Genomic DNA, 14,913 nt, shown 5'->3' with positions numbered 1-14,913 from the left:
TTCTCTTGGTCGGGAGAGGTGCTGACTCTACCAGCTGGCCTCTCAACTACCAATTGCACTTATTATCTGAAACCGCGTACAAAGAAGTTTCTAATTCTTGAGTCGCTATTTGGATTTAAACCTGAAGCAATCCCTAAAGGTGAAATTAACTTTCTAAAAACAGTAAAACATCGCCATAGATTAAAAATAAAATACCAGAAAGAATACAACCATTGGGTTTGCTACGATGACGCTCAAGCTCATAATTAACCTCTTCAAATCTCTTACGTCTCTTCGATATAGCCAAGTTAAATATTATGTAGGGCATCAAGACCATCAATAAAATCATATCCACCGAAAAACCAATTCCAATCGGCCGTATTCTCTATTCTCAATTTAGACCTATACAGAAGACTCCTAGAAGCCCATCAAAAAACTCAACTTAATACAAAAAACTACAAATCTTCGTTCTTTTCTAGACCTTTAACGCCAACCTCATTTCGCCTGAAATATTTGAAAGCATAATAAAGTAAAGCACCAAAAAGACCGGTAACAGAACCTGCCAGGTGAGACACATAATTAATATTGCTTTCTTCAGCTAGATAAGCCAAACCATACATATCGGAAAATATATAAAACCCAACAATTAAAATAACAGAAACTCTAACCGTAGTAACTAGCACTAAGACCCAAACAAAAATTTTCATTTTTTTCAGTGGATATACGAATGCTGTTAACGCCATTAGCCCCGCTACCATTCCAGATAAACCTATGGTAGGTTTGTAGCCATAAACACCAAACACACCAGATTCATACGCCACGCCGGTTGTGTAACAACACAACAGAAAAAACGCAAGATAGAATACACTGCCTATTAATTTTTCGATGGTCACCGAAAATGCAAAAAAGAAGATTAAATTAAATAATAAATGCTTCCAATCTGCGTGTAAAAAAGAGGACGTAATGTATTGAATAAGGTTTGAATTGAGAGGGTTATGCCACCACTTTGCAGTTAGCGGATCATCAACAACAATCAAATTAAAACGCTTTAACTCATCTGCTAAGATCTGTTCTTCTTGCAGTGAAAGTTGAGCTTTATAAGCAAAAAAATCCAATGATTTGCTATCGTAATTTATGTCCCACTTAACCATAAAGCTAACACAAGTATCAAATACACTCTCAGAGCCTAACTTCTCAAGAATCGGCTTTACACTAGCAGTTAACTCATCTTGGCAATAATTAATAATAGCTTCTTTGTATGCAAGTTCGCTAAAAACCTGCAAGGTAAATATAACTATACAAGCGACACCAAACACCATGGTAAAAAACGGGTAACCGCGCAAATCTAATCTCTGGCGGTAGGGAAGATCTAAGCTATATGGAAGAAACAATTAAAGCACTCTCCTTAGAATAAAAATTAGTTTTAATAGATATTAAAAATTATCATCATTACTTGCCTTACTTCCTAAAAGCTCGAAGGGCTTTCTCCTTTCCCCAAAAGGAGCAGATACAACCAGACATTCAATCACCACTAAAAACATTGAGGCAGTAGAAATAACAAAATTAAGAAAAACTTCTATTAACCTCGGTGTTTTATCAAAACCAAATTCAAAAAAAACTGTTATTGACGAAATATTGTCTCTAATAATATGATCAAGATATAAGCCAAAGCCAAAGCCAAAACCAATAAATAAAAACCCCAGCCCGAGTGACATAAACATTATTATCGAAATTTTAAGCAGCAAAGTTCTCACAACAATACGCTTCGCGAGCCAAAGGATCCATAATATAAACGAGCAACTGTAGGTAATGAAGACCAATCCGGTACCTATACTCAGAATCATCGCCGCAAGCCAAATTTGCTTAGATATCCCCCAAAAAGGAAAGCTCTCTGGATTGTAGGTATCTATGTTCAGAAAGATAAAAATCGAAACCCAAGCGGCAAAAGCAATTGTCATCACCAGTATTTTTGGAAAACGTTTTCGGCGGTTAATCCTTTGTTGTTGATTGTGACGCCGGTTTTTCTCAGCAAGTTTTTCTAAAACATCCATTATCGTAAATATTCCACATAAACATATTTATTACCGCCCAATGAAAATTGATTTTCATCACAGCCCAAGTTAACAAATAACACTCTACTAATTTGTTACCTCACCGCTATCTTATGCGTTCAACTTGATCATAGAAAAACTTAGCGAGAAGCAACTATTTTTTACATTTAACGCTTATTTGTCGTTATATTTTCAGAAAATTTCCGCATCATCCTCAAGGCTCTCACATGCAAAAATAACGTGTTTTACAAAGAAATAGACTCAGCACTTTAGCCCTTCATGCTCCTAACTCTACTGCTCTCAGACCTCTAACTTTTAATACCTATATCAGCGACCACAACAAGATATCTAGGTTATGAACTATAGATTTATTAGATATTTCTACTCGAAGAGATGCTCAGATTCTGAATTTCTATGAAGATGAATAACCTTTCTGCATTTATCGGATAATTAATTCCATGTAGCAGAATGATATTATTATTTATAGCAATCACTCGAATCTCGTGCCAACCTTGTGTTAAAACTAGCAAAAATTGACACGATTCTTTGAGCACTAATGCGTTGGAGATTTTAACTCTTTAACCCCTCAAATTCAGACTGTATGTAATAATAAGTTTTTTCATAAATACCCATCATTACATCGTCGTATTTTTCTTCATGTTCAGGATTGTAATTTTCTACTTCGTCATCATTAAAAGGGTACATTAAAATTGCTTTCGACATTTCTATATCTGCCAGTCGAATTAGTAACTTTGCGTCAGTTTCGTCTATCGATAAATATTCAGAAGTATCCAAATCAACATTTCTAAATACATGAAATAAAGCTTCGTATCCTTGATTACTTACAATTTCACCCAACTCCTTAACGAGTTCATTAGGTAAATAAATATTTCTTTTGGACATAACTAGCTTGCCTCTGCTTTTTCAAGAGCTCCGGGGTATTCTTCAATTATACGACCAGTTCCTTTTTCTATCTTCACCCTTGTAGGCTTGAGCTTGCCAGCCAACACTCGAAGTTTTTCAGAGAATTCAGCTAATGACATTTTGCGAGAAACATTCAAAAGCGGATGAGCGAAGTCTTTAACATTAAAAACCAATCCTTCAGGTAAACTTTCTCCTTTTGGTAATATCCATACATGTCCAGATATGATAGGATTTTTGGATAATTTCTCGATATTACTTGCGAATGAAAGACCTTTACTTGGATTAGGAATGACCATCTCTATTTCATGATCAGGGTCATAAATTACCGTCACGTCTTTCGCTCTTGGCCCACTGGAACGCAATATTTTTGAATCAGAAGAGTTACCGCCACCACGATATACTCCTGACAATCCGGTATAAAATTTCCAAAGATCATCTGGCCCCAATATAGTATATTTACTGTCTTCTAATTTTTTCTTCACTTTTCCTCCGGTTGAAAATTTACCTCTCGATACACGGACACTTAATGCTGTATTTAAACTTATACCTGTGAGTCATCTAGTGTTTATTAGCATCAATAACTTGATTATTCCCGTTTTTTTGTTCGGAATTTTTCTAGGCTTACCCCCTTTTTCAAACACTTCGCCTACAGGTTTTTGATATTGGATGCTTTATCTCTAAGTGATTTTGATTCTACATGATCCTTTTTATTATACGCCCTCACTTTTTGCTAAAACTTAAATTAGACAAAAACGAGTGTATAGCAATACCTAAGTCACTTGGAAGACAGGGATACTCTTGGATATAACTTTGGAGTAAAAATCTGAGATGCTAATATACGCCAAGTTATTAATTCATGTATTTTCAATTCATTTCTTTGGTGATCGCAACGTCCTCTCCAAAACCTGAGTAATAAAATCATGTCTATTCACAAAGCTCCGGTAAATTGCTGAGCAATCGCAACTTAGTCATCTGTCATGTATATCCATAATGATTGTTCTGAACGCTATATTGAAAGTCTTATTTAGTCAACTTTTCAATTATTATGGCACGATATTCATTTTACATAATTTCATCGTCCTTTAATTTCTAACAAAAAAATTTTCTATTCGAATTTTTTGCATTTAATTTTTACGCGTTATTATTTTTTTCTTTAAAACAAAAAAAATCCCCGCACTAGGCGGGGATTTTTTATCAAACCGTTTTTAGAAACGCTGGTTTAACGCAGCGTTTCGTTTTGGTTTATTGGCTTACCAAAAGAAGAATTTAAATTTTCTGATGGTAAATTCTTCTTCGGCTACTACGGTGTCATCTACTACTGCTTTAATGGTTAGGTCGCCTACAGGTAGTCGACCAGTTGGCATTAAGCGGAAGTATGCATCGCTGAAGCGGAAGGTTTTGCCGCTTGCGGTGTAAACAACGTCGCCGTCTTCGTCAACAACTACGAAGGTTAGGTCTGGTTCGGTTGTAATTACGCCGTTGTCGAATAATTCGAATTCTACCAAGATTGGTAGGCCACGAAGAATTGGACGGGTTGAGGTAATTGAACCTTGGAATTCACCGGTAAAGACTGGTAGTGGCTCGCCTTCAACAGAGATTGGTGCTTCTAGGGTAACCGCTTCGGTACCAATAACATCCACTTCGCTGGTTAGGGTTGCAACTACGTCGGTGCCAACGGCTACTGGGTCAACGGTAAGTTCGTAAGAAAGTACCACTGAATCAGATGGTGGTTGTACCAAGTCGTAACAGATTGCCATGCCGCTGGTTACTGCGATGTCTTCGAAGAAGACTTGTGTACCTGCGGTACCAGTTTGGTTTTCTACACCGATGGTGCCGAAGGTTTCGGTAACGTTTACGTTATCGAACGCCGTCATGATTTCGTATACCCCAGGGGTATCGTCAACCACGCCAGAGATTGCTACGGCAAAGTCGATGCTATCGCCAAGGCCGCCCGGCCAAATTTCCATGTTGTCGAATTCGATCAAGGTTAGATCTGGTCCGGCAGTCGCTAGAGATACACCCACAACAGAGCCAGGAGTTGCACTTGGTGTTGGGATGATCATGTCGCGCCATAGCGCAGCGATTAGGTCATTTGGTTCGGTTGAGCTTGGAATTGCTTCGTTAATGAACGGAGATGGGCCAGCGGTTGATTCGAAGAAGATGAAGCCATCATCGGTTAGGCTTAAGCCGCCAACAAAACTGCGTCCGTAGAAGTTGAAGTTTTGACCTGGGAAGGCGTTGAAGGTAACGCTATCACCAACAATGGTGGTATCTGGGAAGATGCCAAATGCTTCAAGGTCAGTGTAGGCACCGCTGTTTGCGAATGGAATCGCACACGCTGGGTCTTCTTCACTGGTTACGGCAACGTAGCTTGGTTCTGCGTTTGCCAATGATGGCATTTCAACAGTCCATACGATGCTGTCGCCGCTAACTACGCCACCTTCGGTTACTGAACCATCAACCACGCTGAAGCCTGGAGGAATAGCCGCAGTAATTTCGTAGGTACGATCTTCTGTGGTGAAGTTAGGTTGAATTTCAGCGCTGAATGCAATGCTGTCGCCGACTTCGGCAATGTCAGTGCTTGCGGTGAAGGTTACGTCGTCTTCGCCACGCGTGATGATAACTGGGATGGTACCGAAGTTATCTGGGTTGTCTGCATCAGAACCAATGGTGATGGCACCGAAGAATAGATCGCCCGGTTGTGCAGTTTCTGGCAAGTTCCAAATGATGCGAAGATCGAATGGCTCAAGCGCAGGAACAGAAAATGGTGCGTCAACAGCTAGGTTGCCTGCATCACCCGCAGATACCGCAGTGCTAAGCACGAAGCTGTCTGGAGGGTTTGCAGATGCCTGCCAGTTTTGAACCAATACCCACCATGTGCCTTCGGTTGGCTCATCGACGTTACAGGTTTCAGATGCAGTCGCAGAAGCACTTACACACACTAGCTCGCCAGCGCTTGGTAAGCCGTCGCCATCAGTATCAAGACCTACGTACAAATCAAGGTCTGGTGATTCTGAGGTTTCGTCTTCGGTGAATGCAACCAATAGGTCGGCATCAGCTGGAACGCTTAACAAGCTGAATACAACACCGTCGGTTAGATCATCAAATGGTGAGCTGTTGTCGCTGTCACCAAGCAATTCGAAGGTTTCTTCGCTTGCTGGTGCTAGGCCGCTAACAGACACCTGCAGATCGGTAATTGCGATACTGGTGATATCTTCTACCACGAAAGAATCGGCGTTACGAACGGCGGTTGCTTGAATGATGTCTGGAATTTGACCAGCGGCTGGCAATACCGAAACCGTCAAATGTTGCTCTGGAAGAGCCGCAGATGATGGAACTAGGTTTACAGTTTCGTGAGCCCAAACACCTTCGGCTAGAGCAGACGCATCAACATTGATGGTGATGGTTTGCATTTCGCCCGGAACTAGAGAGAAGGTGGTTGGAGAAACAGTAATGTTGGCCGCAGACGCAGAAACGGTCCAGCTGCCAGCTTGGGTGGCTTCGAAGGTACGAGTCCATGAACACTCAATTAAACATTCACGGTTAACCATGCCTGGAAGGTTTAGTGCTTTAGGATCACCACCCAATGCAGGATCAGCTGCTTGGAAGTTTGCAACGGTTTCGTCAAGTAGAAGACCGGCTTTCGCAGCTTCTGCAACTTGAACCATACCGCCACCAACATCAAACGGATCGGCTGGGGTTACGCCGTCTTCTTTCATGGCCGCAACGCTTGCGGTTGTTGCTAAAGCAGAAAGAATTTCAGCGTCAGTCCAATCTGGGTGAAGTTGTTTTAACAGTACTGAAGAACCCGCAGTGTGAGGGCTTGCCATTGAGGTACCGCTTAGGAAGCTGAACTCAATGCCGTTGCGGAATGCTGCGTAAACGTCAACGCCAGGAGAACCCACAGTAATTGGTAGGTAATCTTGGCTCAGGTTAGGACCACGCGAGGTGAAATCTGCTGCAATCGCGGCATTGGCGGCATTAGAGCCGAACTGCTGCAAGTTGCTAGAGATGATCGCGGTGTGGTCGGTACCTTCTGCTAACCAATCACGTACCGCGTTACCTGCTGCGATATCGATATGAATAGCAGGAAGAACGTGCGCATCGTTGTTTAGGCTGTCGGAACCGCCGGCAACGTTCGCAAGAATACAACCGCCTGCGCCGCCGTCACGAACGTTGATACATTTATCAACACGCGCGATTGCACCGCGATCACACATTACGATTTCGCCGTTGAAGGTACCCGCTGGGAATGGCACTAAACACTGAGCAGGATCTGCGTCACCGTTATCGAAATCACCCGCGTAAACTACTGGCGCAGGACCGTAACCACCGGTCACAGCACGACCTTCGATGTCTGAAGGTGCTGAAAGACCACCGGTCATATCGGTCATGAACTTGGTAGAAATTTCGCGATCGTGAGTGAAGGCACCAGAGTGAGTAATCCAAGGAGCACCAGGGCTGCCTAGAGTTGAAGCGTCTGGGCCATTATTACCCGCAGAGTTGGCGACGGTGATACCGGCAGCACGTGCAGACAAGAATGACAACGCCATTGCGTCTTCCCATGGAGAAGAGTTAATTGGCGTATTTGAGCCGATTGAGTGGTTGATAACGTCAACCAAACCATCAGAGATTATTTGCTCTACAGCCGCAACACGGTCACTGGTTGCACAACCAGGCGCACACACTTGGAAAGTAATAATGTTTGCGTGTGGCGCAACACCGGAAATGTTTAACTCAAGGCCAGTTGGTGAACCTTCTGCGTCAAACACAGTTGCTCTGGTGAAGTTACCGCCAGCGGTACTGGAGGTGTGAGTACCGTGACCATCGGTATCTTCAGAAGAATCTTCTGTAGGGTTTGCGTCGATGAATAGGTAGCGACCAATCAATTTATTGGTACACACAACCTCTGGATTGAATAGATCGCTGGTTGGGTCACATTCGCCAAGGAATACACCGTCACCTAAAGGATTGGTGTGAACATAGCCATCGGCACCGATAGTTGCGAATGATGGGTGATCCCCATTAATTCCGCTGTCCATCATGCCGATAACGATGCCTTCACCCATGGCGTCAAGGCCAGTGGCAGAACCGTCCCAAATTTGCGGAGCACCAATGTAGGTAGGACCACGATCGGTGGTTAGGAAACCTTCGTAGTCGCGCTGGATTTTGGCAATGCCCGGCACCTTAGCCAGTTCCATTGCTTCGTCTTGAGTCATGCGTACGGTCATACCGTTTAACGCAACGCGATAGTTGTATACAACCTCCATTTTACGACCAACTTGGAGGTTCATCTTGTCTTCCATCTCTACATGGCGATCATGTAGATAGCTCATATAAGCTTCGGCGGCAGGCGTGTGCATATCTAAACGCGCTGCATCGCGATTACCGGCTTTACGAGTCATGCTGGCACGAGTTGCGGCCAGGCCAGGAATATCACCTTCGTACATCGCCAGAGGTTCTTCGTCGAAACGAACGATGTACTTTTGCATTCCTTCTACGCCTTTCTCGGGTGTAAATACACGAGAAGCGCGCTGTACAGAAATATCTTTTTTAGCGGGTGCTGCTGCCTGCCATCCGCGGGTAGCGACACTTGCGCTAGTACCGGTCGACGACGCGGAGGTTAATGTTGTGGCAGTGTAAGCACTGATGCCACCTAACATTAACACCGACGCCGAGGCGAGGGTAATTAATTGCTTTTTCATTATTGACCTCGTTAATCCCTAAGGTTGCCCAATGGGAAATTTGAGTGAGTGGACGTTAAACCTATGATTTTTATAAAAACCGCGGGTTATCCCTTTTGTCACTGCATTTATTGGATTGAATAAATCATCGCTGCAGTTGTTTTATTTCCTTGTTAAACGCCGTCCAATTCGACATTTAATCAATACCGTCATCTAAGAATTAACATACTTAAGTACGGTGTCTTAGTGCACAACAAACTGAATAAAAAAAGTTAAAATAAAATCCGAAAAATAATAGCGATTGGTAGAATTTTCGATTCTATTATCAAGCTTGCTTTATGAAGGAATTGCTCCAACACAAAAGCTGACCAAATAAAGAAAAAATAACTAGAATTTTAGCAACGAATATTCTTTGTTATTTTTACCACAAAAAAAATAATTGCTACTAATTGCCAACATTTATCATCAATAAATAATTAAAACTTTTAATGAAAAAAAACCGAGTGCGTGCATGACTCAAATAAGACGGTCGCTTATTGCTGCACCTCAAAGGTTACAATTTAGGGCTAAAGAAATTACTTTTAATTAATTTAAATAATTAGCGAATTACGAATGTGAGATGGAGCACACTTTTCAGCCTAAAAAGATTTCTAACCTGACAGAAATAACCTGATGATTTTGGAAAACTTAATTCCTTGAATAAATTGAAGAACGAAACTCAATCTTTTTAAAATAAATGCAGACGAAGCTTAACACTTATTTACCACAATTAAAAAATACTTTGCGCGCGAAATAAAAAAATAGTCATAAACACGTTTTTTTCACACTAAAAATGGCTACCAAACGGCAGCGACAGCTGAAAATAGAATCATAGTGCCAAGCCTAATAGAAAATGCCTAAGACGAAATTTATTCAGCAAAAAGTTTTTTTGATAGTTAAATACAATATCTAAACGTCAGACCAATCACCACTAACAACGTGTTAATTTAATCAGAAGATAGAGGTAAGCAATGTGATTTCCTATTTATTAACAATCTCTATCGTTGATTGAGCTTGAAATTAGCAACATAAGGTTATTCAAAGTATTCTTGTACAAAGTGTGACTGCGACAGAAATCAACTGAATGACAACAAATATCTCTCAGACCAAAGCACGAATTAGAGCATGATGGATATTGTGGGATTTGACGATCAAGCCAGTCACTCATCGTCTTAAAGCGATACCGATATTTTCAGTCATAAAAACAGTTAGTGCATAGACCGGAAAATACGCTTATGCATATAACAATTACTCTGTTTTGGTCTAATCTTATCTCTTCAAAAGCTTCAATGACCAAAAGGACTCATAAAGCCAGCATGTAATACAAAAGATTTTTTTAGTCAATGATCTTTTAATTCAAATGCAATTACATAAAACAGCGTTCAACACCTGCGGCATAGACACAATTACCGGTGTTAAATCTACAATCAGGCAAGCTTTTTAAAATTCTCTATGGCTGGTTATTGTCGGTAATTAAGGAACAGACGAGGTTAGATTACAGATTAGTCAAATGTAAAACCGACGTTGTTAGTAATCGCCTCGCGATAATTGCGAGTAGCTGAGTTACCACCAATTTATTAACGCTTTAATTTAAAATTGAATTTGACAGAAATGGTAACAGATACGTATGAAGTGATCAGAGACTGCTTAATGCCATTGACAATCGCATGGTTAATTTCTGGCCCCTGATTAAATCATGGCGGAGTTAATCAGGGGGTTCAATACAAAAAGAATGAGACTTAACAGAAAGTAGATTTAATTTTCAATCTCCTGAAGAACATAAGGAGTACTACCACCTTCTGCTTCTGTTGCGGTTAAATTAACGATATCGCCTCGATTTAAGCCATTCAGCTCATGCTCAATGAGTAATGCGCCAGTATCTTGGTTAAAGACAAAAATATTGTAATCGCCGGGTTCGATCTCAAATTCTCGACTGGCTAAATAACTCAGGGTAACTTGCGGATTAAAAGCATCTGGATCTGATCCGTCTTCTACCAATAAAAATTCCAGAGAGTCATCACGCTCTTGACCAATAGCGTGTGTATAAATAATACGCGCGTGGGTATTGATAGCTCGTAAATCTTCACTGATGGAATTCAAACGAATACGTTCGTCACTGGTACCTTCGCTCAAACCTGCCGCGGTAATTAGAATTTGTCGATCAGGATCTATGTCGATGTCAAAACTATCCAAGACTTCTTGTGTGGCAGAATCCAGAATAAATAATTCGTGACTGTCGCCGCGATCAATATCTTCAATTTCAACGGCTATTTGCGCACTAATGTCTCCAAACTCGGTATTTGCAATTAATGCGGCTTCAACACCACCATCTATAGAATCAAAATAAATATCGACAGAATCTATGTCGGCAATGGCGTTATTAAATCGAAGATAAGTTGGTTGCGCATCATTAGCCAATACCCGCGCACTGCCTTCGTCCAATTCGACCAAGCGATATCTTGGTATATCGGATGCCTCGCTAGGCACGGATACGATGCAGTAAATGTAAGACTCGCCAAAATTAATATCAATATTATCCGATTCAATTAATATATTTTGCGTACCGGCTTCTGTAACAATAATTTTATAGTCGCCAATATCAAAATCAATAGCCTCTGATACATCTTCGTACAATAAAAATAAATCTGGCGACTGATTTAATAAATCGTCACCGGCATCGACTACATAAACATCCACATCACCGAGCGTTTCTGCGGAATGAAAAAATTGTACGCGACCGACATCAATATCAAAGTCTGGATCGAAAATATCTTCAACCGATGTGGTAATAACCATTTCTTCGGGATTACTAATGTCACCATAAAGCACATAGGTAGATATTTCATTTTCACGAACAATTAAATCGTTGTCAGAAATGAATTGTTCTTCTACCGAATTTGGAAGAACTAAATTGAACCGTAATTCATAGGTATCGGGCTCTAAATTATCTAAATTACTGGATTCTCCAAAACCTTCTTGGGTAAAAACACTCTCATCAATCGCTAGCTGAACATCTGGCGCATTAGAAGAAATATTAACAAAGCGAAAATACCCGTCCTCTGCATCTCCACCACCTCCGCCACCACCCCCACACGCAGATAAGCCGAATGAAAGCACACCAACGACCAGTAGAGATTTTATATGATTATTTTTTCCAAACAGCACATTGGCATTCCTTTTTAGATGAAATAGATCGCGCAATTTAAGCAAATAAAAACTTAATCAAAACTGAAAGAAAAATAAGAACCATCGTTAAACAGGGTTCTTATTTTATTACTGAACCAACCCTTAATAAGTTAGTGAAGAAAGGTAAAAATTCTGCTGCATACTCAATTAAAATTTATAACGCCTTCATTAACGAACAGACATTAACAGACAGGCATTACCTAAGTAGAATTTCAATAAATAAGAATTTTCGTGTAAAAAAATATTTCGCGAGCTTAAATGACGCCTGTGAGAAAAATCATGGAGAAACAAAGAATATATTAACGAAAAATTGAAAACTGCAATCTAATAGATCGCAACTCTTAGAATTATCAGATTTAGAGAAAATATCGATAGTCGGCGCTAGACTTGCCACACGTCAAAATATTTTTTATTAACTCATTTATAAAAATAATAAAAGCTTAAATAAATGATGTTATTAAGCCTTTAGAACAAGATTATTTTATAGAAACCTCTAACCAATTCCTGGGTGATTTAGTCAGAGGTTCCAATACGTATTTTAACTGGACCATAGGATCGTCGGTGAATCTCGCAAATACCGAGCTTATCCATGGCTTCTAGATGTTTTTTAGTGGGATAGCCTTTATGTCCGGCAAATCCATAACCCGGAAACTGATCATCAAAAGCGATCATTTCACGATCACGAGTGACCTTTGCTAAAATCGACGCCGCTGCAATACAATCAACTCGATCGTCACCACCCACTACGCTTTCGCTCGCATAAGTCCATTTGGGTAATTTATTACCGTCCACCAACACGTATTCAGGCTGAATGGGTAACGTTTCGACTGCTCGTGCCATAGCCAATAAACTTGCCTGTAAAATATTAAGTGTGTCGATTTCGTCAACACTGGCTCTGGCAATACTAAAAGCTAGGGCTTTTTGTTGTATTTCTTCAAAGAGAATTTCACGTTTTTTTTCGGATAATTTTTTAGAATCGCGCAAACCTTCTATTGGATTATTTCTGTCAAGAATAACCGCTGCGGTAACAACATCTCCTGCTAAAGGGCCGCGACCAACTTCATCGACACCAGCCATTAACTGGCCGGAATATTTCGGAATAAATATTTCGTATTGTTTTGACATTAAGAGATGAGTTTTAAAATGGCGTCCGCCGCCTTCAAATTTGCGTTTTGACGTAATTGTTGAGACAGGCGATGGAATTCTTCGGTGAGCAGTTCGGTTTTATTCGGGTTGGAAAACGCTTCTAATGCAACATCGGCAACGCCTTGAGCCGATAAATCATTTTGCAATAATTCGGGCACAATGGTTTTGCCGGCCAACAAATTGGGTAAACCCACGTGTTTTATTTTTGCCAGTGCTTTCATAATTTGAAAGCTCAACCATGCCATGCGATAACCAATTACCATCGGTTTACCGAGCAGCATGGCCTCAAGTGTTGTGGTGCCCGATGCAATCATAACGAAGTTTGAAGCCATCATGGCTTCTTTAGACTGCTTCAAAACTAAGGTAACAGGCAACGAATCATATTGCTTGAGTAATTCTTGCAATTGCGCAAAGCGCTTTTCGTTCGCTGCGGGAATGACAAACTGAAACTCAGAATCTACGGCGTGAATAATTGCCGCCGCCTGCAAAAACTCTGGTGCAATTAAGCGAACTTCAGCTTCGCGGCTACCGGGCATTATGGCGATGGTTTTTGCGGTTGGTTTAAGATGTAGCTGTTGTTGGGCGGCGGTTTGACTGTGCAAATGAGTAAATTCATTTGCTAAGGGGTGACCTACAAACTCGACGGCAACATTATGATCTTTATAAAACTCCGCTTCAAAAGGCAGAAGCGTTAGCATTAAATCACAGGCTCTAGCGATTTTTTTAACTCGGCCTTGACGCCAAGCCCAAACTGAAGGACTAACGTAGTGAGTAGTTTTAATGCCTTGTGCGCGAAGTTTTTCTTCGATGGTAAGATTAAAATCCGGCGAGTCTACACCAACGAATACATCTGGCCGGTGCTCTGAAAAATACTGAATAATTTCTCGCCGTATTTTTAATAATTCGGGCAAACGTTTTAGCGGTTCAATTAAACCCATCACCGCCAAGCGTTCTTGATCGAAAAAGCTGTTAAAGCCTTGTGCAATCATTTTAGGTCCACCAATACCTTCAAAGATTGCATCTGGATAGCGTTTTTTTATTTCTTTCATGAGGCCTACGGCGAGCGTATCACCGGAGGCTTCACCCACCACCAGACCAATGCGCAAGGTTTTATCCATTTAGCGCACAATTCCTCGCTTGGAAGATTTAAGAGATTCGATCAACAAGTTAACCGCAAGCACTGTTTCGGCCAAGGACGCAAGCTCAACTAAGGCTTCTTCTACAGTAAGACCTCGACGGTAAATTATTTTAAAGCCTTTATTAATCGCGGCGATTTCTTCTTTGGTGTATCCGCGACGACGCAAGCCTTCGGCATTGATACTTTTTGCCGCAGCAGGATTTCCAGTCACCATAACAAATGCTGGAACATCTTTACCTATAGCACTTCCCATTCCGGTAAAGCAATGGGCGCCAATATGACAAAACTGATGCACTAGGGTAAATCCACCGAGGATTGCCCAATCATGCACCACTACATGTCCGGCTAATGCTGAATTATTAACAAGAATACAATGATTACCAATGACACTGTCGTGACCAACATGAGCGTAGGCCATGATTAAATTGTGATCACCGATAGTGGTTTCAAAGCGGTCTTGAACCGTTCCGCGATGAATGGTGACGCCTTCACGAATAACGTTGTTATCGCCGATCACCAAACGAGTAGGCTCGCCCTGATATTTAAGATCGGGAGTGTCTTCGCCAATGGTCGAAAATTGATAAATACGGTTATTCTTGCCAATTACCGTTGGGCCTTTAATAACAACGTGCGACTCAATAACTGAGCCTGCACCAATTGTTACGTTAGGGCCAATAATCGACCAAGGGCCAACAGTAACGTCTTCGTCAATAATAGCGGAGGGATCAATGATTGCGCGTGGGTCGATTAAACTCACAGGATTTCC

General features: G+C 41.1%; 10 protein-coding genes. 1 reads left to right on the top strand and 9 read right to left on the bottom strand.

The window, feature by feature from the left end; genetic code table 11:
• A partial coding sequence (locus ACYQ2C_RS03630) for a hypothetical protein (protein WP_460103345.1) occupies positions 1-249 on the top strand: 249 nt, incomplete at its 5' end.
• Positions 250-434: 185 nt separating this feature from the next.
• Here ACYQ2C_RS03630 and ACYQ2C_RS03625 read toward each other — a convergent pair.
• The 9 genes from ACYQ2C_RS03625 to lpxA form a co-directional block, all read right to left on the bottom strand.
• Positions 435-1,370 (bottom strand): rhomboid family intramembrane serine protease, encoded by a 936-nt coding sequence (locus tag ACYQ2C_RS03625; RefSeq protein WP_460103348.1) that lies wholly within the window; start codon positions 1,368-1,370, stop codon positions 435-437.
• 42 nt (positions 1,371-1,412) lie between these two features.
• The gene (locus ACYQ2C_RS03620) at positions 1,413-2,030 is read right to left on the bottom strand and encodes a hypothetical protein (RefSeq protein WP_460103350.1); all 618 of its coding nucleotides are present in this window, start codon (positions 2,028-2,030) and stop codon (positions 1,413-1,415) included.
• Positions 2,031-2,600: 570 nt separating this feature from the next.
• Entirely contained in the window at positions 2,601-2,933 is a 333-nt protein-coding gene (locus ACYQ2C_RS03615) for a hypothetical protein (protein WP_460052240.1), read from the bottom strand.
• 2 nt (positions 2,934-2,935) lie between these two features.
• Entirely contained in the window at positions 2,936-3,436 is a 501-nt protein-coding gene (locus ACYQ2C_RS03610; protein WP_460052239.1) for a hypothetical protein, read from the bottom strand.
• Between the two features lie 768 nt (positions 3,437-4,204).
• The gene (locus tag ACYQ2C_RS03605; protein WP_460103353.1) at positions 4,205-8,659 is read right to left on the bottom strand and encodes a S8 family serine peptidase; all 4,455 of its coding nucleotides are present in this window, start codon (positions 8,657-8,659) and stop codon (positions 4,205-4,207) included.
• A 1,773-nt stretch (positions 8,660-10,432) separates the two neighbouring features.
• A complete protein-coding gene (locus ACYQ2C_RS03600) occupies positions 10,433-11,842 on the bottom strand; it encodes a hypothetical protein (protein ID WP_460103356.1) in 1,410 nt (469 codons plus the stop codon).
• Positions 11,843-12,376: 534 nt separating this feature from the next.
• On the bottom strand, positions 12,377-12,988 hold the full coding sequence (gene rnhB, locus ACYQ2C_RS03595) for a ribonuclease HII (RefSeq protein WP_460052234.1): 612 nt from the start codon (positions 12,986-12,988) through the stop codon (positions 12,377-12,379).
• Positions 12,988-14,127, bottom strand: coding sequence for a lipid-A-disaccharide synthase (gene lpxB, locus ACYQ2C_RS03590; protein ID WP_460103359.1), 1,140 nt, complete (start codon positions 14,125-14,127; stop codon positions 12,988-12,990). The genes rnhB and lpxB overlap by 1 nt, the downstream gene beginning before the upstream one ends.
• Positions 14,128-14,904 (bottom strand): acyl-ACP--UDP-N-acetylglucosamine O-acyltransferase, encoded by a 777-nt coding sequence (gene lpxA, locus ACYQ2C_RS03585; RefSeq protein ID WP_460103362.1) that lies wholly within the window; start codon positions 14,902-14,904, stop codon positions 14,128-14,130.
• Positions 14,905-14,913 lie beyond the last annotated feature (9 nt).

It is taken from the genome of Sessilibacter sp. MAH3 (genome assembly GCF_054658275.1).
This window is presented reverse-complemented; position numbering and strand designations above follow the sequence as displayed.

Bases quoted from the DNA above. Each gene is read 5' to 3' on its own strand.
- lpxB (WP_460103359.1), bottom strand. From the start codon at position 14,127: ATGGATAAAACCTTGCGCATTGGTCTGGTGGTGGGTGAAGCCTCCGGT.
- ACYQ2C_RS03620 (WP_460103350.1), bottom strand. From the start codon at position 2,030: ATGGATGTTTTAGAAAAACTTGCTGAGAAAAACCGGCGTCACAATCAA.
- ACYQ2C_RS03615 (WP_460052240.1), bottom strand. From the start codon at position 2,933: ATGTCCAAAAGAAATATTTATTTACCTAATGAACTCGTTAAGGAGTTG.
- rnhB (WP_460052234.1), bottom strand. From the start codon at position 12,988: ATGTCAAAACAATACGAAATATTTATTCCGAAATATTCCGGCCAGTTA.
- ACYQ2C_RS03605 (WP_460103353.1), bottom strand. From the start codon at position 8,659: ATGAAAAAGCAATTAATTACCCTCGCCTCGGCGTCGGTGTTAATGTTA.